The following is an 18,441-nucleotide window of genomic DNA, read 5'->3' as shown; positions in this document are numbered from 1 at the left end:
CGCCCGCTGCGGGAGCTGATCTACGTCGTGCTGTTCTTCCTCACCGACGTCGGAGCCGGGCTCCCGCGCCTGCCCGGCGAGATCCGGGCCCTGACGGGCGCACCCGCAGGTGCCCACCTGGTCAACAAGCCCCCCCACCCCTCCCGGCGACCGCGCACCCCCCGTTCACCATGGCCGTCACCTCCCACGGCTGCGCAGCGACCCGTACCGGGTGCCCCGAGGTCCGCTACGGGCTCTCCTTGCGCTTGGCGTAGTGGCGGGCGACGCGGGCCCTGTTGCCGCAAGCGGAAGCCACGCACCAGCGCCGCCTCGGGTTCGCGGGCAGGAACAGCAGGGCGCAGTCGTGGGCCTCGCACTCCCGGACCTCCGCCACCCGCGGCCCGGCCAACAGGTCCGCGACGGCCTCCGCGAGCTCCGCCGCCAGCCTCCGACCGGGTGCCGCATCCCGGAGCGCGACCGCCGCCAGCCCACCCCCCTCGCCCCACACCAGCTCCCGGTGGGCCGGGGCCCCCGCCAGGGCGGCGTTGAGCGCCCGCAGCGCATCGCCCGGCGGCCGCTCGCCCCGCCGGACGGCCGCCAGCGCCGAGCCGGCCGCCTCCCGCACGACCCGCACGGCCGCCACCTCGTCCGGTCCCACCTCACCCACGGGCCCCACCCTCCCCGCCTCCGCCTCAAGCCACGCGGCGAGTCCCGCGGGATCGGCGATCAGGTCACCGACGGTGGGGCGGGTGTTCAGCAGGTCCAGGGCGAGGTGCTCACCCGTGAGCGGGAAGACGGTCATGCACTAACGATACCAACCCCCCTTGACCCATTAGAAATCCTGAGCAAAACTAATGTCACCCAAGCCAACGGAGGCATTACATGTCTGTCCTGCACCGCACCGTGGACGTGAACGGCGTGACCGTCGCCTACCGCGAGAGCGGCCCCGCCGACGGCCCCGTCCTGCTCCTCCTGCACGGCTTCCCCACCTCCTCCCACCAGTTCGCCCGCCTGATGGACGCCCTCGACGGCACCCCGCACCGCCTGATCGCCCCCGACTACCCGGGCTTCGGCCGGACCCGGACCCCCGAAGACTTCACGTACACCTTCGACCGCCTCGCGGACATCGTGGAGGGCTTCACCGACGCCCTGGGCCTCGACCGGTACGCCCTCTACGTCTTCGACTTCGGCGCCCCCGTCGGCCTGCGGCTCGCCACCCGCCGGCCGGACCGGGTGACCGGCCTGATCGTCCAGAACGGCAACGCGTACGAGGAGGGCCTCTCCGACGCGGCCCGCGAATTCGCCGGCCTGCGCCGCGACGTCCCCGGCGACGAGGACAGGATCCGCGGCCTCTTCACCGAGGAGGGCACCCGCTTCCAGTACGAGACCGGCGTCGCCGACCCCGCCCGGATCTCCCCCGACGGCTGGACCCTGGACGTCCACTACCTCGGCCTGCCCGGACGCGCCGACGCCCAGGCCGACCTCGCCTTCGACTACGCGTCGAACTTCGCCCACTACCCGGCCTGGCAGTCCTGGCTCCGCACCACCCGACCGCCCCTGCTGGTCCTCTGGGGCACGGGCGACCCCTTCTTCACCCCGGCGGGCGCCAAGGCCTACCTCCGCGACGCCCCCGACGCGCAACTCCACCTCTTCGACGGAGCGGGCCACTTCGCCCTGGAAACCCACCTCCGGGAAATAACCCCCCTGATCAGCACCTTCCTCAACAACCTCACCCCCTGACCCACTAGGCAACCCCCGGGCCGAACCCGAACGCGCAGATCACCCGCAAACCGGGACGGAGGACGGGCCACGGACCGGGCCCGGAAACGGAGACGAACCCGCCGGTCGGACCGCAGGTCGGGGACGGGGACGGGGTGGGGTGTCGTCCGGGGCTAAAACGTGATTTGTTGGCGCGTGGCGCCGCCCGGCAGATCCGACCCGGACAGGGCGCCATAAATCATGCCCGTCCCGGACGACACCCCACCCCGGCACCGGCCCCGACCCCACCCGCAGCCCCGCCCGGCCCGGCCCCGCCCGGCCCCGCCCGGCCCGGGCAGCGTCAGCCCTCCGCCGGCGCCCGCCCCGTGAGCGCCGCCAAGCTGGACCGGACGTGGTTCATGTGCGCCCGCATCTCGTCCTGCGCCTCCGCATGCTCCCGCAGCACCCGCTCCGTCTCCCGCCCGACCCGCTCCTCCCGCACCCGCGCCTCCGCCAGCAGCTCCGCCGCGCGCGCCTCCGCGTCCTCCTGCCCGTGCCGCGCGGACTCCTCCGCCTCCGCGAACCCCCGCCGCGCCTCGTCCAACCGCGCCTGCGCGTACCGCTCCTGCTCCGCGGCCCGCGCCTCCATCTCCGCCAGGCGCCCGGTCAGCTCCCGCTCCGCCGCGTCCCGACGTTCCGCCTGTTCCTGCTCGCGCTCGGCGAGCAGCGCCTCCGACCGGCGCCGCATCTCCACCAGCCCGGCCTGGGCCTCCGCCCGCCACGCCGCCGCGTCGTCCCGCGCCTCCGCCCGCGCCTCGTCGGCCTCCCGCTGCGCCCGCAGCAGCCCCTGCCGCGCCCGCACCTCGGTCTGCTCGCGCACCGCCTCCGCGTCGTGGCGGGCCAGTTCCGCCACCCGGTCGGCGTGCGCCTCGGCCGCGCCCAGCGCGTCGCCCGCGTCGGTGCGGGCGTCCCGGCGCAGGACGTCCGCCTCCTCCTGCGCGAGCAGCAGGATCCGTCGGGCGCGTTCGCTGAGCTCGTCGTACGTCTGGGGGGCCAGGTTGGTCACGGCCTCGCGCAGCCGCTCCGCCTCGGCCTCCATCTGCTTCGCGAGGACGGTCAGCCGTGCCACCCGTTCCCAGGCCTCGTCGCGACTGCCGGCGAGCCGCGCGAGGTACCGGTCGACTTCCTCGATCCGGTAACCGCGGCCGCGTACGGTCGCCAAACCCTGAGGTCCGTGAGGTGACATGGGTGCACTCATCCTGGAAGCGCCTCTCTCGCGGGGATTCCCGTCAAGGATGCGTCATTTGCTCGCAGAAGCCGGAATGGCCGGGCCGGTACCCCGTTCGAGGGGTCCCGGCCCGGCCATCCATCCGATCATCCGATCAGAGCAGCCCGTCCCACATCTGCTCCAGCAGCACCGACCACCAGTTCTCCGGGGAGGCCAGCGCCGCGCTGTCGAGCCCCGCGAGGTTCGCCTGGAAATCGACGGTCCAGCGGCCCGCCTGCTCCGGTGTCAGATGCTGGCGCAGGCGCCACATGTGACCGAGCATCGCCAGCGAGCGGGCGAACTGCGGCAGGCTGGAGTTCACGAACTGCGGCGGCACGGGCGCCCCGCCGGGACCGGCCTCCACCGGCACCGCCACTATGTGCGCGGTTCCGTACTGCACGCAGAGCGCCTTGCCGAAGTCGCTGCCGACGACGAGGTACGAGCCCGCGTCGGACGCCGGCGGCACCTGCCGCTGCGCCGCCAGTTCGGCCAGCGTCGGCACCGGCTGACCGGGAACGGCCTGCGCCCAGAAGAACGGCCCGAAATCGACGGGCAGGCCCGCCCACATAAGGGTCTGCGCCACGATGTCGGGCACGCCCTGTCGGGACACCGCCCGCTGATCGAAGCGGAACACGCCCTGCGGCCCGAACGCGCCCGCCAGCTCCTGCCCGATGACCTCCATCGGAACGGCCGGCTGGAGCGGGACCTGCGGCAGCGGCGCCCGTACCGGCGCGGGGCGCGCCGGACCGTCCGCCACCTGGTGCAGCTCACCCTGATGGGTGAGCAGGTGCCGTACGCCCTGCTGACGGCCCGCGTGGTCCGTTCCGTACGGGGCCACGCTGGTGATCCGCACCTGCGGCCAGGTCTCCCGGATCATCCGGGCGCAGTAGCCGCCCGGCAGCTCGCAGGAGGCCAGCTCCGTGTGCAGTTCCAGCACCTGCTGCGGCGGCACGTTCATCGCGCGGAGCTCGTACAGGATCTGCCACTCGGGGTGCGGGGTGCCGGGCGCCGACCGACGGATGAGCTGCTGCTCGGAGCCGTCGGGCGCGCGGTAGCGCAGGACGGCCTGGTAGCCGGGGCCGACGGTGGGCACGCCGGTCGGGACCGGGGGCCGACCCGCGGCGCCGCCCTGCGGCGCACCGGGCGGGCCGGGGGGCGTCGGGGGCTGTCCCACGGACGGACCGGCCAGCATCGTCGCGGCGTGGTCGAGGCCGCCGCCGGGCGCACCGGGCGGCCCGGGCGGCTGCGGCACACCGGGACCGGCGAGCATCGTCGCCGCGTGGTGGGCACCACCGCCGGGAGGCGCTGGGGGCTGCCCCGCACCAGGAGCACCGGGAGCACCGGGCGCACCCGGGGCACCGGGCGGACCGGGAGGCGCCGGAGGCCGACCCACCGCCGGACCGGCCAACATCGTCGCGGCATGGTCGAGCCCACCCCCGACGGACCCACCGGGAGGACCGGGCGGACCGGGAGGCGCGGGCTGCTGCCCGCCACCCGGGGCACCGGGCGGACCGGGAGGCGCCGGAGGCCGACCCACCGCCGGACCGGCCAACATCGTCGCGGCGTGATCGACCCCACCCCCGACCGACCCACCGGGAGCACCGGGCGCACCGGGAGCACCGGGCGGCTGCGGGGGCCCACCGGCCGCACCGGCCGCACCCGCCGCGCCACCCGCCCCACCGGCGGAGCCACCCGCGGAGCCACCCGGCCGGGAGACCTGGGCCTTGCTGGTCGGGGCGTCGGCGATGTCCGCCGCCTCGGGGCGCGGCCCCAACGCGGGAACGACGGCCGTCCTCGGCAACTGGCTGCCGCCGGGCATCAGCGTGGTCCTCGCCTCCGGAGCCACACCGGTGGACGAGGGCGCCTCCTCCAGGTCCGATCCGGACAGCGGCGGCGCGAACACCGTCGCGGGAAGGGGCACGGAGGCCTCGTCGGCGCCGGAGTTCACATCGGTCCCGGCCCAGGGCGTGGCCCCGGTCGGTACCCCGTCGTTCGCGGTCGGCTCGTACGGGACCTCGCCCCCGCGCCGCAGCGGCACCGGCTCGCCGGCCACGCCCGGAGCCGGCGCGGTCTCGGGGGCCGGGGTCGGGACGACCGGCTCGGGCGACACCGGCGACGGGGAGGGCGAGGAGGGTGCCGAGGAGGATCCCCCGCTCCGCGGGATCCCCGCGCGGTCGGCCGCCTCCTGGAGCCACTCCGGCGGACTCAGCATGAACGAGGTCATCTCGGAGTCGATCCGCGGTTGCGGCACCGAGGGCTCGGCGGGGGCCGCCGCGGCCGCGGCGCCGTATTCCTCCTCGTACCGCCGGATGACCTCGCCGACCGGCAGCCCCGGCCACAGCGTCACCTCGCCGCTGTCCCGCGCGATGACCAGCCGCTGCCGGCCGCCGCCGGACACCGGACCTGTGGGCCGGTCCTCGGCCCACACGACGAACCCGAGCCCGAACTCACGTACGCGCACCTCCCGGTGCTGGTACGCGGGGACGTCCCCGTTGATCCACTCCTCGGCGCGCTCCTGCGCCTGCGCAAACGTCACCACAGTGCGATCAACCCTCCATGCCCGGACTCAGCACCGGAACCGAACGTGCGAATCCGCCGTCCACCATCAGACCGGCCACCGTCTCCAGCTCCGGCGGGTTGCCCGCCAGGCGCTCCAGGAAGGCATCGAAATCGGCACCGCACGGCAGCAGCAGCTGATCCACCCGTTCCTGCACCGACCAGCCGTCCCGGTCGCGGGCGTCGTCGAACGGGGAGAACCAGACGGAACCGATCCCCTGGCCCTTCACCTTCACCGCGATCAATCCGCCCTGCACGAAGGCCACGCTCAGGTAGTCCTTCGTCAGGTGGTCGCGCAAGCACTTGTTGACGTAGACGAGGTCGTTGATCGCCGCCTCGTCGCGCACCGTGAAGAACGGCTGGTCGACGAGCAGGCCCAGCTCCACGAACAGGCCGGCGCCCACCGGGGCGCAGCCGCCCGCCGCCTTGAGGAAGGACCGGTACGCCTCGGGCAGCCGGTAGCCGAGGTCCTCCTCGACGCCCTGCACCTGCTGCTCGGAGACCGACACCAGCGCCTTGGGCAGTTCCAGGTGCGCCGGGCGCACTTCCTGGAGGGGGCGCGTACCGCGCTTGTCGTGGTCGACCGGGGCCGTCGCGAGACCGGCGTGGTGCCGCAGCAGCGCCTTGACCTCGACGGGGACCAGTTCCATCCGGCGCGTCCCGGCGACGTGGTGCCAGGTCCAACCGTGCGGGGTCGCCACGGGTCCGACGGTGTCCCACAGTTCGTGGCGCGCCGCGCGCATCGCCGCGTTCGCGGAGACGCAGTCCGTCAGGCGCAGCTCGTCGACGCCGAAGCCCTCCGGCGGCTCGGCGATCTCCACCGCGGCGCGGGCGTAGCGCGAGAAGTCGGGATGACCGTCCCCGTCCATCCGCACTCCGTGGGGATGGCGGGCGGCCCGGACCGGGTCCGGGAAGTGCACGACCTGCCCCGAGTAAGCGGCGTTGGGTGGCGCGGCCTGCTGCCCGAGCCGACCTGTCGTCATGGCGGTAGCCCCCTGCTGGATCTGGCTGGTTCGCCACAGCCTATGCGTTCGGGCAAGACCGACACCCGTCCCTACCCAGTGCGCACGCGCACCAGGCAGGAACATCCGAATTGATACGAATATTCGACCCCGCTTCCACACGGCAGGTGACATTTGACAGGCTGTCCCCGCAGCACGGGGGCGTGCGCGACAGCGGCCACCACCGCCGCCACGGGAGGGAAGGCGCGACCATGCAGACCGCGACACCAGGAAACACGGCAACCCGCACCGACCACGCGGAACCGACGGACGCCGGCGCCACCGGCGCCACCGGCGATCCCCGCCTGCGCTGGAGCAGCACCGACGGCGCCGCCCCACCCGTCCTGCGCTTCCGCCGGGACGGGATCCTGCCCACCGTCGCCGCCGCCCTCTCGGTACGCGGCGAGACGCTGACCGGCACCGCGGGCAAGGCCGACCAGCCGCCCGTGCTCCACCCGCTCGTCCAGGACTTCCTCGACACCCTCACCAGCGGCCAGCGCGAACGTTTCACCGGCCGGTGTCCGGAGGCGATCCTGCTCTCCCGCCACCTCGCCGCCGTGGAAGGCGCCCGCAGCCGGCGCGCCTCCCGCAAGCCCCTGACCGCCGGCGAGGCCCGCCGGTCCCTCAAGCACTCCCGGATCACCGCCCGCCGCATCCGGGAGGACGGCGACCCGCTCCACGGCAGCTACGCGCCGCCCTGCCGCTCCTGCGACGCGCTCCTCAACCACTTCGGCGTACGCCCCGTCGACCTCACCCACCCCGAGTAGCCACCATGACCGCCTCCTCAGCCTCCTACGACCGTTCCTCGGCCACCCGTTTCCCGGGTCCCGTGGACTCCGCGCTGCGCACCGCCGGCTGGGAGCCCGGCCGCTGGGACATCAAGCAGGCCGAATACTGGGCCGACGCGCTGCGCGACCACACCACCCCGGCCGGACACCGCCACACCGTCTTCCCCGCGGCCGTCGAGGCCTGGGCGGAGTTCGGCGGGCTCATCGTGTCCGCCCCCGGGACCGGCCGCCAGATAGCCCCGACCCCGATCCGCCTCGACCCGCTCACCGGCCTGCACCTGGCCCGCACCTTCGCCGACCTCGGCCGGGCCCTGTCGACCCGGCTCTGCCCGCTCGGGGTGGACTCCGACGGCGCGTCCCACCTGGCGATCGACCGCGAGGGCCGCGTCTACGGCATCGACCACACGGGCGACTGGTACCTGGGCGCCGGCCTCGACGAGGCCCTGACCCTGCTCCTGACCGGCCTACAGCCGGCCCGCCTCAGCACGGAGCCCTGAGCCCGCGCCACCACCCGTCGCGGGAGCGGGCGGGGAACCCGGTGTCCCGGACCCCCCGCCCGCTCCCGCCGCCCTACGCCGGCCGCTCGCGCGGCAGCACCGCCGAGACCCGGAAGCCACCGGCGTCCGTCGGCCCCGACACGAACACCCCGCCGAGGCCGACGACCCGTTCGCGCATGCCGACGAGCCCGTTGCCCCCGCTCGGCAGCCCGGGCCTGGTCACGTCGGCCGCGCAGGGACCGTTCTCCACCTGCATGGCCACCTCCCCGTCCCGGTGCGCCAGCCGTACGACGACCCGCGCGCCCGGCGCGTGCTTGTGGCAGTTGGTCAACGCCTCCTGCACCACCCGGTACGCGGTCTGCTCCACCTCCGCCGGGTACGGGTTTTCGCGCCCCTCCCCCTGCACCATCAGCTCGACGACCATCCCTGCCGTCCGGGACTGCCCGATGAGCGCCTCCAGCTCCTCCAGCGAGGGGCCCTCGTCGGACCCGCCGACCGGCGGGCACGCCACCGGCGCCGGCGCCGGCGGCTTCGAGGATCCGGACCGCAGCACCCCGAGCATCTCCCGCAGTTCAGTGAGGGCCTGCCGGCCCATGTCCCCGACCAGCGCGGCGTTGCGCGCCGCCTTCGCGGGGTCCTTCGCGGCGACGGCCTGGAGGGCCGCGGCGTGCACCACCATCAAGGACACCCGGTGCGCCACGACGTCGTGCATCTCGCGCGCGATCCGCGTCCGTTCCTCCGTACGGGCCCATTCGGCCCGCTCCTCCGCCCGGTCCGCCAACAGCGACAGCTCCCGCTCCAGCGAGTCCGCGCGCTCCTGGAGGCTCTCCATCAGCCGGCGCCGGGCGCCCACGTACAGGCCGAGGAGGACGGGCGGCACGGTCAGGGCCACCGACATGAACGCCGACAGCACGAACACGAGCGTGCCGTCGGCCTCGACGTCGCCCCGGGTGCGCATGTACGTCACGACGAACGTCCCGGCGAGCGCCATCGGCGCGAGCGTCGCCACGATCCGCCGGGGCACCTCGGAGGCGGCGAGCGTGTAGAGCCCGACCACCCCCAGCAGGAAGCCCATCATCGCCGGGGTCACGGCGATGCCCACCAGGGCCACCGCGATGGGCCAGCGGCGGCGCAGCACCAGCGTCGACCCCACCACCAGCCCGAACAGCACCCCGACGAACACGGGCACGCCCGCCTCACGAGCGGTCGGCACCCCTTCCAGGGCGCACTCGACGGCGGACACCACCCCCAACCCCACGTCCAGGACGGCCCCCCGCCGTCGCTCCCACCACCAGGGCCCGTCGCGCCCCGCCCCGCCCCGCTCTTCCCCCGTACCGGTCATGCCGACCAGCGTACGCAGGGGGTCCCGCACGCGGGCGAGCCGATTTCCGCGAGCGCGGGCGCGGCGCGCGTACTACGAGGCGCTGATCCAATCCGTCGCGTCGAGGCGTGGTGTTGCGGCATAGTAGGTGCCGTCGATTCAACCGGCCGGTGTTACCGTCCGGTTCGATCGGGATATTCCCCTGTGGTGTAATTGGCAGCACTGAGGCTTTTGGTGCCTTATGTCCGGGTTCGAGTCCTGGCGGGGGAGCTTCGCACGTTCGGGTCCTGACCTCCACGGTCGGGACCCGGCTTCGTTTGTGGATGTTGGGGCCCGGCTATCCTTCACGGGTCCACCACCCGAAGCCGAAGGGCACACCCGTGAGCGCAACCCGCCCGGCAGCCGTCGTCGTACTCGCAGCGGGTGAAGGCACCCGCATGAAGTCGGCCACTCCCAAGGTTCTGCACGAGATCAGCGGGCGCTCGCTCGTCGGTCACGTGGTCGCCGCATCCCGCGAACTGGACCCCACCCACCTCGTGGTCGTCGTGGGTCACGCCCGCGAGCAGGTCACCGAGCACCTCGCCGCGATCGACGCCGACGTGCGCACCGCCGTCCAGTACGAGCAGAACGGCACCGGGCACGCCGTCCGGATGGCGCTGGAGGAGCTCGGCGGACCGGTCGGCGGAACCGTGGTCGTGGTCTGCGGCGACACCCCGCTGCTGACCGGCAGGACCCTCGGCGCCCTGGTCGCCACGCACGATGCGGACGGCAACGCCGTCACCGTGCTGACCGCCGAGGTGCCGGACTCCACCGGCTACGGGCGCATCGTCCGCGACGCGGCCACCGGCGCCGTGACCGCGATCGTCGAGCACAAGGACGCCACCGACGCGCAGCGCGCGATCCGCGAGATCAACTCCGGCGTCTTCGCCTTCGACGGTGCCCTCCTGTCCGACGCGCTCGGCAAGGTCCGCACGGACAACAGCCAGGGCGAGGAGTACCTCACCGACGTCCTCGGCATCCTGCGCGAGGCCGGTCACCGCGTCGGCGCGGCCGTCGGCGCGGACCACCGGCAGATCCTCGGGATCAACAACCGGGTCCAGCTGGCCGAGGCCCGGGCGCTGCTGAACGCGCGCCTGCTGGAGCGGGCCATGCTCGCGGGCGTGACGGTCGTGGACCCGGCGAGCACCTTCATCGACGTGACGGTGACCTTCGGGCAGGACGCCCTGATCCACCCGGGCACCCAACTGCTCGGGAACACGCACGTCGCCGAGGGCGCCGAGGTCGGCCCCAACACCCGCCTGAAGGACACCCGGGTGGGTCCGCGGGCGCGCGTGGACAACACGGTCGCGGACACGGCCGTGATCGGGGAATCGGCGAGCGTCGGCCCGTTCGCGTACCTGCGACCGGGCACGAACCTCGGCCTCAAGGCCAAGGCCGGCACGTACGTCGAGATGAAGAACGCGACGATCGGCGAGGGCACCAAGGTGCCGCACCTGTCGTACGTGGGCGACGCGACGATCGGCGACTACACGAACATCGGCGCGGCCAGCGTGTTCGTGAACTACGACGGTGAGCACAAGCACCACACGACCGTCGGCTCACACTGCAAGACGGGATCCGACAACATGTTTGTGGCTCCCATCACCATCGGGGACGGCGCCTACACGGCCGCCGGCTCGGTGATCACCAAGGACGTGCCGCCCGGCGCACTGGCCGTGGCGCGCGGCCAGCAGCGGAATATCGAGGGCTGGGTGGCCCGCAAGCGTCCCGGCAGCGCGGCGGCGACGGCCGCGCAGTCGACCGCGGACAAGGACCCCGGCCGCCCGTGAGGTGAACTGGCCGGAAACAGGTGCGCCCGCGACGGCGTACCGTGATAGGTGCACGCAATTCGGCTGGCTCACCGTGTGCGGGACGGACGCACATGGGGGCGAGCAGCTTTCCAGACGTCTGAGGAGACAGTGCTGTGACCGGGATCAAGACGACCGGCGAGAAGAAGCTGATGCTCTTCTCCGGCCGCGCCCACCCCGAGCTGGCCGAGGAGGTCGCACACCAGCTGGGAGTCGGCCTCGTGCCGACCAAGGCTTTCGACTTCGCGAACGGTGAGATCTACGTCCGCTTCCAGGAGTCGGCTCGCGGCGCGGACTGCTTCCTGATCCAGAGCCACACGGCTCCGATCAACAAGTGGATCATGGAGCAGCTGATCATGATCGACGCGCTGAAGCGCGCGTCGGCACGCTCCATCACCGTGATCGTCCCGTCCTACGGCTACGCCCGTCAGGACAAGAAGCACAAGGGCCGCGAGCCGATCTCGGCCCGTCTGGTCGCGGACCTGCTGAAGACCGCGGGTGCGGACCGCATCCTCACGGTCGACCTGCACACGGACCAGATCCAGGGCTTCTTCGACGGCCCGGTGGACCACCTGTCGGCCCTCTCGGTCCTCGCGGACTACGTCGGCGCCAAGGTGGACCGCACCAAGCTGACGATCGTCTCCCCGGACGCCGGCCGCGTCCGCGTCGCCGACCGCTGGTGCGACCGCCTGGACGCCCCGCTGGCGATCGTGCACAAGCGCCGCGACAAGGACGTCGCCAACCAGGTGACCGTCCACGAGGTCGTCGGTGAGGTCCGCGGCCGCGTCTGCGTCCTGGTCGACGACATGATCGACACCGGTGGCACCATCTGCGCCGCGGCCGACGCCCTGTTCGCGCACGGCGCCGAGGACGTCATCGTCACGGCCACGCACGGCATCCTGTCGGGCCCGGCCGCCGACCGCCTGAAGAACTCCAAGGTCAGCGAGTTCGTGTTCACGAACACCCTGCCGGACCCGTCCGACCTGGAGCTCGACAAGATCACCGTGCTGTCGATCGCACCGATGATCGCCCGCGCCGTGCGCGAGGTCTTCGAGGACGGTTCGGTGACGAGCCTCTTCGAGGAGCAGCAGTAACCGTTCCTCGGTTAGATCCTTTTGGTGCGGCCTCCCCCGCCCGGGTACACTCCACGAGTTGCTCGGCGAGGGAGGCCGTACCCGTTTCGGGTCCGGACGCTCCGTTATCGACGCGCTCTTCGTAGCAGGCCGTTCCGGCCGGGTGACTGTCGTCCATTTCCGTCACCCCACGAGGAGTGAGCATGTCCGAGGTCAAGCTTTCCGCCAAGATCCGTGACACCTTCGGCAAGGGCTCCGCCCGCCAGGCCCGTCGCGACGCCCTGACCCCCGGTGTCATCTACGGTCACGGCACCGAGCCGAAGCACGTCAACGTCGACGCCCACGCCCTTCAGCTGGCGCTGCGCACCCCGAACGTCCTGCTCTCCCTGGACCTGGGCGACGCCGGCACCGAGCTGGTCATCCCGAAGGCCGTGCAGAAGCACCCGCTGAAGCGCTCGATCTCCCACGTCGACTTCCTGATCGTCAAGAAGGGCGAGAAGGTCACCGTCGACGTCGCGATCGTCACCGAGGGCGAGCTGGCCGCCGGCGGCAACATGCTGGAGACCCTCCAGAACACCATCTCCGTCGAGGCCGAGGCCACCCACATCCCGACCGAGGTCACCGTCTCCATCGCGGGCCTCGAGGCCGGCGACACCATCCACGCCAAGGACCTGGTCCTCCCGAAGGGCACCACCCTGGCCGTCGACGGCGACATCGCCGTCCTCCAGGTCGTGGCCCCGCAGGCCGAGGAGCCGGCCGCCGACGCCGAGGGCACCGAGGCCTGAGCCTCGCCCCACCCCCTCAGCAGTTGCTGACCGACCGCCGTCCGGCTCCACTGGAGCGGGACGGCGGTCGTTCTCGTGTACGGGCTCAACGCGTAAGGAGCTTTTGATGTCGGACGACGCGGCGCCCTGGCTGGTCGTCGGCCTGGGCAACCCCGGGCCGGAGTACGCGGGCAACCGCCACAACATCGGGTTCATGGTGGCCGACCTGCTGGCCGAACGGATCGGCGGCAGGTTCAAGGCGCACAAGGCCCGGGCCCAGGTGGTCGAGGGCCGCATCGGCCCGCCGGGCCCGGCGAACCGCCGGGTGGTGCTGGCGAAGCCGATGTCGTTCATGAACCTGTCGGGCGGCCCGGTGACGGCCCTGCGCGACTTCTACAAGGTCCCGTTGGACCGGGTCGTCGCGGTCCACGACGAGTTGGACATCGACTACCCGACGCTGCGCCTGAAACTGGGCGGCGGCGACAACGGGCACAACGGCCTGAAGTCGATGACGAAGTCGATGGGCCCGGACTACCACCGGGTCCGTTGCGGCATCGGCAGGCCGCCCGGTCGGATGCAGGTCGCGGACTTCGTGCTGAAGGACTTCTCCTCGACGGAGCGCAAGGAGCTGGACTGGTTCGTGGACCGGTCCGCGGACGCCGTGGAGAGCCTGATCCAGGAGGGCCTGGAGCGGGCCCAGTCCACGTACAACTCGTAGGGCGCACGGGAAGGGCCCCCGCCACCGGAGGAATCCGGTGACGGGGGCCCTTCCCGCGTGCGGGTGCGGGTCAGCCGGTGTTGCGCAGGCCGGCGGCGACGCCGTTGACGGTGAGCAGCAGGGCGCGGGCCAGCAGCGGGTCCGCCTCCTCGCCGCGGGCGACCGCCGCGCGCTGGCGGGCCAGCAGGGAGACCTGGAGGTAGGAGATCGGGTCCAGGTAGGCGTCGCGGACGGCGAAGGTCTGCTGGAGGACCGGGTTGGAGTCCAGGAGCTCCTTGCCGCCGGTGATGCGCAGGACCTCGCGGACCGTGAGCTCGTGTTCGGCCTCGATGCGGGCGAAGACGTGCTTGAGGTTCTCCGGGACGAGGGTGTCGACGTAGTGCCTCGCGATGCGCAGGTCGGTCTTGGCGAGGGTCATCTCGACGTTGGAGAGGAAGTTGCGGAAGAAGTGCCAGCGCTCCCCCATCTCGCCGAGCGCCGCGTCCTGACCGGCCTCGCGCAGGGCCTTGAGGCCCGAGCCGACGCCGTACCAGCCGGGGACGATCTGGCGGGACTGGGTCCAGCCGAACACCCACGGGATGGCGCGCAGTCCGTCGAGGCCGGCGCCCGAGTCGGGGCGGCGGGAGGGACGGGAACCCAGGTGCAGGTCGGCGAGCTGGTCCACGGGGGTGGCCGCGAAGAAGTACGCGGGCAGGTCCGGGTCCTCGACGAGCGCCCGGTAGGCGCCGTGCGCGGCGTCGGACACGATGTCCATGGCCGCGTCCCAGCGGGCGAGGGCCTCGTCGGACTGGCGGGGCGCGGTGTGCAGGGCGGAGGCCTGGAGGGTGGCCGCGACGGTCAGTTCCAGGTTCTCGCGGGCCAGCGAGGGGACGAGGTACTTGTCGGAGATGACCTCGCCCTGCTCGGTGACCTTGATCTCGCCTTCGAGGGTGCCCCAGGGCTGCGCGAGGATCGCGTCGTGCGAGGGGCCGCCACCGCGGCCGACGGTGCCGCCGCGGCCGTGGAAGAGGCGCAGGCGCACGCCGTAGCGGTGCGCGACGTCACGGAGCCGGCGCTGGGCGCGGTGGATCTCCCACTGGGAGGTGGTGATGCCGCCGAACTTGGAGGAGTCGGAGTAGCCGAGCATGACCTCCTGGACGTCGCCGCGCAGTGAGACGAGGCGGCGGTAGGAGGGGTCGGCGAGCATCTCGTCGAGGATGACGTCGGCGGCGCGGAGCTCGTCGGTGGTCTCCAGGAGCGGGACGATGCCGATCTTGGCCCAGCCGCCGTGGAGGTCGAGGAGACCGGCCTCGCGGGCGAGGACGGCTGCGGCGAACACGTCGTCGGCGCCCTGGCACATCGAGATGATGTAGGACTCGATGACCTCGGGACCGAACTTCTCGAAGGCGTCCTTGATCGCGCCGAAGACACCGAGGGTCTTCTGCCCGGCCGCGTCGAGCGGTGCCGGGGTGGGCGCCAGCGGCCGGCGGGAGCGCAGCTCCTTGGCGAGCAGCTTCTGCCGGTAGTCGCGCGGCATGTCGGCGTAGCGCCAGGACTCCTCGCCGAGCCGGTCGAAGAGTTGCCCGAGGGCGTGGTGGTGGGCGTCCGCGTGCTCGCGCACGTCCATGGTCGCCAGCTGGAGGCCGAAGGCGGCCAGCGTGCGGATGGTGCGGTCCATGCGGCCGTCGGCGAACAGCGCGCCGCGGTGCTCGCGCAGGGAGGTCTGGACGAGGGTGAGGTCGGTGAGCAGCTCGGCGGTGCCGAGGTAGTCGCGACCCTCCTCGTGCGGGGTGCCCTTGGCGAGACGGTCGCGGGTGTTGACCAGCTTCTGCCGGATGCAGGTGGCCTTCAGGCGGTACGGCTCCTCGGCGTTCAGCCGCTTGTAGCGGGGGCTGATCTCGGGGAGGCGTTCCAGGTCGGCCTGGAGGGAGGTGAGGAGTTCCTCGGTGGCCCCGGTGTAGCGGATCGAGTTGGACAGCAGCCCGCGCAGGAAGTCGATCAGCTCCAGCGCGTCGGTGATGCCGTGCTCGTGCTGGAGGATCAGGACGTCGCGGGTGACGTCGGGCGTGACGTTGGGGTTGCCGTCGCGGTCGCCACCGATCCAGGTGCCGAAGGTGAGCGGGCGGGTGCCCGCGGGGATCTCCACGCCGACGCGCTGGAGCTCGGCGGCGAGGTCCTCCAGGACGTCGCCGACGGCGCCGGCGTGCAGCTCGTCGAGGTAGTAGATGGCGTTGCGGGCCTCGTCGGCGGGCTCGGGACGGACCACGCGCAGCTCGTCGGTCTGCCAGACGAGGTCGATGTTCTCGGCGAGCCGCAGGTCGTGGCGGCGGCGCTCACCGGCGCCCGAGACGGGCTCCTCCAGGAGCGCGGCGATGCGGCGCAGCTTGTTCAGGACGCTGCGGCGGGCCGCCTCGGTGGGGTGCGCGGTGAAGACGGGACGGACGTTGAGGTTCTTGACCGTCTGCCGCAGGTGCTCGGGGTCGGCGTCCTTGAGCATGTCGGCGGTGCGGGCGAGGAGCCCGCCCTCGGCGGCGCGGTGGGCCCGGAGCTCCTTGCCGCGGTGCACCTGCTCGGTGACGTTGGCGAGGTGGAAGTAGGTGGAGAAGGCGCGCACAAGCTTGGCGGCGGTCTCCAGGTCGGTGTCGCCGAGGAGGGTGGCCGCGGCTTCGCCGTCGGTGCGCGTCAGCGCGCGGACGCGTTCGACGAGATCGAGGAGGTCCTGGCCCTCCTGGCGTACGAGGGTCTCCCCGAGGAGGTCGCCGAGGCGGCGGATGTCCGCGCGCAGCTCTGCGTTGGCCGTGTCCGCTGCGGTGGCGGAGACGGAGGTGACGGGGGCCTGGTCAGCACTGCTCACAGGTGCGGCTCCTTGCAGTGTTCGAGCGCTACTGGGCGGGGGGCTGCCCGGGTGCGCGCGGCGGTGCCGCGTCCTGATGCGCAGCTCGGGCTGCCCGTGCGGACCGCGCTGTCCGACGAGAACAGGATAGGTGGCCCGTGCCGGTGCCCCGGTAGGGCGCCCGCCCTGTGGACGCGCGCGGCGGCGCGGCACGGCGCCCGGGGAGGTCGCCGGGCGTGCTCCTCTTGCCGGATGCGGGACCTTTGCCATACTTACGACGCCGTAGGTTACGGACCCGTAGGTCCGCGCCCGGCGCCTGCCGACTCCTCACCCCCCGGGGGAACCCCCATGACCACCAGTCCGGATCTGATCGAGGACGCCACGTCGTCCTCCGCGCGCGCGAGCGCCACCCCGTCCGACCCGTCCGCCACGCTCGGCGGGGAGAACAAGCGGTCCATCGAGCAGATCGCCCTGCTGCTGTTCATCACCGTCCCCTTCCTCGCGCTGCTGGCGGCGATCCCGCTGGCCTGGGGCTGGGGGGTGAGCTGGCTGGACGTGGGCCTGATGGTGTTCATGTACTTCCTCGCCTGCCACGGCATCACCATCGGCTTCCACCGGTACTTCACGCACGGCTCCTTCAAGGCGAAGCGGCCGCTGCGGATCGCCCTGGCGATCATGGGGTCGATGGCGGTGGAGGGTCCGCTGGTGCGCTGGGTCGCCGACCACCGCAAGCACCACAAGTACTCCGACCACGAGGGCGACCCGCATTCGCCGTGGCGGTTCGGCGAGACGCTGCCGGCCCTGATGAAGGGCCTGTGGTGGGCGCACATCGGGTGGCTCTTCGACGAGGAGCAGACGGACCAGCAGAAGTACGCCCCGGACCTGATCAAGGACCCGGCGATCCGGCGGATCTCGCGCGACTTCATCTACTGGACGATGTTCTCGCTGGCGATCCCGCCGCTGGTGGGCGGTCTGGTGACGATGTCCTGGTGGGGCGCGTTCACGGCGTTCTTCTGGGGTTCGCTGGTGCGCGTGGCGCTGCTCCACCACGTGACCTGGTCGATCAACTCGATCTGTCACGCCGTGGGCAAGCGGCCGTTCAAGTCCCGGGACCGCAGCGGCAACGTGTGGTGGCTGGCGGTGCTCTCGTGCGGGGAGTCCTGGCACAACCTGCACCACGCCGACCCGACGTCGGCGCGGCACGGCGTGCTGCGCGGGCAGGTCGATTCGAGCGCGCGGCTGATCCGCTGGTTCGAGCAGCTGGGATGGGCGTCGGACGTGCGTTGGCCCTCGGCCGACCGGATCGCCGCCCGGCGCCAGGAAAAGATGTCGAACGCGGCATGATGGGGGACGTGGCGATCGACGGCAGCAGTTCCAGCAGCGACAAGCCCCGGCGAGGCCGTCGGGTCCGGATGACGGGCGCCGAGAGGCGTCAGCAACTGCTGGACATCGGCCGCACCCTGTTCGCGGAGAAGGGCTTCGAGGGCACGTCGGTGGAGGAGATCGCGGCCAAGGCCGGGGTGTCCAAGCCGGTGGTGTACGAGCACTTCGGCGGCAAGGAGGGCCTGTACGCGGTGGTGGTCGACCGCGAGATGCGCCAACTGCTGGACGGGGTGACGGGGGCCCTGACGGCGGGGCACCCGCGGGAGCTCCTGGAACAGGCCGCGTTCGCCCTGCTCGATTACATCGAGAGCTATACGGACGGCTTCCGGATCCTGGTCCGGGATTCGCCCGTGGCCCAGTCGACGGGCACCTTCGCCTCGCTGATCAGCGACATCGCCACGCAGGTCGAGGACATCCTGGGTCTGGAGTTCAAGGCCCGCGGGTTCGATCCGAAGCTGGCGCCGCTGTACGCGCAGGCGCTCGTCGGGATGGTGGCGCTGACGGGCCAGTGGTGGCTGGAGACCCGGCAGCCGAAGAAGGCCGAGGTCGCCGCGCACCTGGTGAACCTGTCCTGGCACGGGTTGGAGAACCTGGAGGCCAGGCCCCGACTGGTGGGCCACCGAAAGAACTGAGCGGCGGGAACGGGGCTGCGGGAACGGGCCCACGGGAACCCACCGCGGTCGGCACGGCGGACGCGACGGCGCCCCGTCACCGGAGATCCGGTGACGGGGCGCCGT

At 72.6% G+C, this 18,441-nt stretch carries 15 protein-coding genes and 1 tRNA gene; 10 read left to right on the top strand and 6 right to left on the bottom strand.

Annotated features, from left to right (window positions below; genetic code table 11):
- Nucleotides 1–226: 226 nt before the first annotated feature.
- Nucleotides 227–781 (bottom strand): CGNR zinc finger domain-containing protein, encoded by a 555-nt coding sequence (locus ACFVS6_RS26100; RefSeq protein WP_389707403.1) that lies wholly within the window; start codon nucleotides 779–781, stop codon nucleotides 227–229.
- Nucleotides 782–861: 80 nt separating this feature from the next.
- Between ACFVS6_RS26100 and ACFVS6_RS26095 the strand changes: the two genes are divergently transcribed.
- Nucleotides 862–1,719, top strand: a complete 858-nt coding sequence (locus ACFVS6_RS26095) for an alpha/beta fold hydrolase (protein WP_389707401.1) — start codon at nucleotides 862–864, stop codon at nucleotides 1,717–1,719.
- Between the two features lie 319 nt (nucleotides 1,720–2,038).
- Here ACFVS6_RS26095 and ACFVS6_RS26090 read toward each other — a convergent pair whose 3' ends face one another.
- From ACFVS6_RS26090 to ACFVS6_RS26080, 3 genes are all read right to left on the bottom strand, one after another.
- Nucleotides 2,039–2,899, bottom strand: coding sequence for a cellulose-binding protein (locus ACFVS6_RS26090; protein ID WP_389707399.1), 861 nt, complete (start codon nucleotides 2,897–2,899; stop codon nucleotides 2,039–2,041).
- A gap of 160 nt (nucleotides 2,900–3,059) precedes the next feature.
- Nucleotides 3,060–5,483: an SUKH-4 family immunity protein gene (locus tag ACFVS6_RS26085; RefSeq protein WP_389707397.1), complete on the bottom strand. Its 2,424-nt coding sequence runs from the start codon at nucleotides 5,481–5,483 to the stop codon at nucleotides 3,060–3,062.
- A 7-nt stretch (nucleotides 5,484–5,490) separates the two neighbouring features.
- Nucleotides 5,491–6,483, bottom strand: coding sequence for an SMI1/KNR4 family protein (locus tag ACFVS6_RS26080; RefSeq protein WP_389707395.1), 993 nt, complete (start codon nucleotides 6,481–6,483; stop codon nucleotides 5,491–5,493).
- A 230-nt stretch (nucleotides 6,484–6,713) separates the two neighbouring features.
- On the opposite strand from ACFVS6_RS26080, the gene ACFVS6_RS26075 reads away from it, so the two are divergent.
- Together ACFVS6_RS26075 and ACFVS6_RS26070 are read left to right on the top strand one after the other, a co-directional pair.
- A complete protein-coding gene (locus ACFVS6_RS26075; protein WP_389707529.1) occupies nucleotides 6,714–7,268 on the top strand; it encodes a YwqJ-related putative deaminase in 555 nt (184 codons plus the stop codon).
- 5 nt (nucleotides 7,269–7,273) lie between these two features.
- A complete protein-coding gene (locus ACFVS6_RS26070; RefSeq protein WP_281208790.1) occupies nucleotides 7,274–7,786 on the top strand; it encodes an SUKH-3 domain-containing protein in 513 nt (170 codons plus the stop codon).
- A gap of 73 nt (nucleotides 7,787–7,859) precedes the next feature.
- Here the strand turns inward: ACFVS6_RS26070 and ACFVS6_RS26065 are convergent, their stop codons facing one another.
- A complete protein-coding gene (locus ACFVS6_RS26065) occupies nucleotides 7,860–9,128 on the bottom strand; it encodes a histidine kinase (protein ID WP_389707392.1) in 1,269 nt (422 codons plus the stop codon).
- A 177-nt stretch (nucleotides 9,129–9,305) separates the two neighbouring features.
- Here ACFVS6_RS26065 and ACFVS6_RS26060 point away from each other — a divergent pair.
- The 5 genes from ACFVS6_RS26060 to pth all read left to right on the top strand — a co-directional run bounded on the left by ACFVS6_RS26060 (nucleotide 9,306) and on the right by pth (nucleotide 13,509).
- A tRNA-Gln gene (locus ACFVS6_RS26060) sits at nucleotides 9,306–9,377 on the top strand.
- A 110-nt stretch (nucleotides 9,378–9,487) separates the two neighbouring features.
- A complete protein-coding gene (gene glmU, locus ACFVS6_RS26055) occupies nucleotides 9,488–10,936 on the top strand; it encodes a bifunctional UDP-N-acetylglucosamine diphosphorylase/glucosamine-1-phosphate N-acetyltransferase GlmU (protein WP_389707390.1) in 1,449 nt (482 codons plus the stop codon).
- A 134-nt stretch (nucleotides 10,937–11,070) separates the two neighbouring features.
- Nucleotides 11,071–12,048: a ribose-phosphate diphosphokinase gene (locus ACFVS6_RS26050; RefSeq protein ID WP_031138975.1), complete on the top strand. Its 978-nt coding sequence runs from the start codon at nucleotides 11,071–11,073 to the stop codon at nucleotides 12,046–12,048.
- Between the two features lie 182 nt (nucleotides 12,049–12,230).
- Nucleotides 12,231–12,812: a 50S ribosomal protein L25/general stress protein Ctc gene (locus ACFVS6_RS26045; RefSeq protein WP_389707388.1), complete on the top strand. Its 582-nt coding sequence runs from the start codon at nucleotides 12,231–12,233 to the stop codon at nucleotides 12,810–12,812.
- Between the two features lie 106 nt (nucleotides 12,813–12,918).
- Nucleotides 12,919–13,509, top strand: coding sequence for an aminoacyl-tRNA hydrolase (gene pth, locus ACFVS6_RS26040; RefSeq protein ID WP_389707386.1), 591 nt, complete (start codon nucleotides 12,919–12,921; stop codon nucleotides 13,507–13,509).
- 70 nt (nucleotides 13,510–13,579) lie between these two features.
- Here pth and ppc read toward each other — a convergent pair whose 3' ends face one another.
- The gene (gene ppc, locus ACFVS6_RS26035) at nucleotides 13,580–16,342 is read right to left on the bottom strand and encodes a phosphoenolpyruvate carboxylase (RefSeq protein ID WP_389707384.1); all 2,763 of its coding nucleotides are present in this window, start codon (nucleotides 16,340–16,342) and stop codon (nucleotides 13,580–13,582) included.
- 327 nt (nucleotides 16,343–16,669) lie between these two features.
- Between ppc and ACFVS6_RS26030 the strand changes: the two genes are divergently transcribed.
- Both ACFVS6_RS26030 and ACFVS6_RS26025 read left to right on the top strand, forming a co-directional pair.
- The gene (locus ACFVS6_RS26030) at nucleotides 16,670–17,665 is read left to right on the top strand and encodes an acyl-CoA desaturase (RefSeq protein ID WP_389707382.1); all 996 of its coding nucleotides are present in this window, start codon (nucleotides 16,670–16,672) and stop codon (nucleotides 17,663–17,665) included.
- Nucleotides 17,662–18,336 (top strand): TetR family transcriptional regulator, encoded by a 675-nt coding sequence (locus tag ACFVS6_RS26025; protein WP_385580919.1) that lies wholly within the window; start codon nucleotides 17,662–17,664, stop codon nucleotides 18,334–18,336. The genes ACFVS6_RS26030 and ACFVS6_RS26025 overlap by 4 nt, the downstream gene beginning before the upstream one ends.
- The last annotated feature ends 105 nt before the right edge of the window (nucleotides 18,337–18,441 follow it).

This window comes from Streptomyces sp. NPDC057939, assembly GCF_042887545.1.
GTDB lineage: Bacteria > Actinomycetota > Actinomycetes > Streptomycetales > Streptomycetaceae > Streptomyces.
Note: the sequence above shows the minus strand (reverse complement) of the source record. Positions and strands in the feature narration are given on the sequence as shown.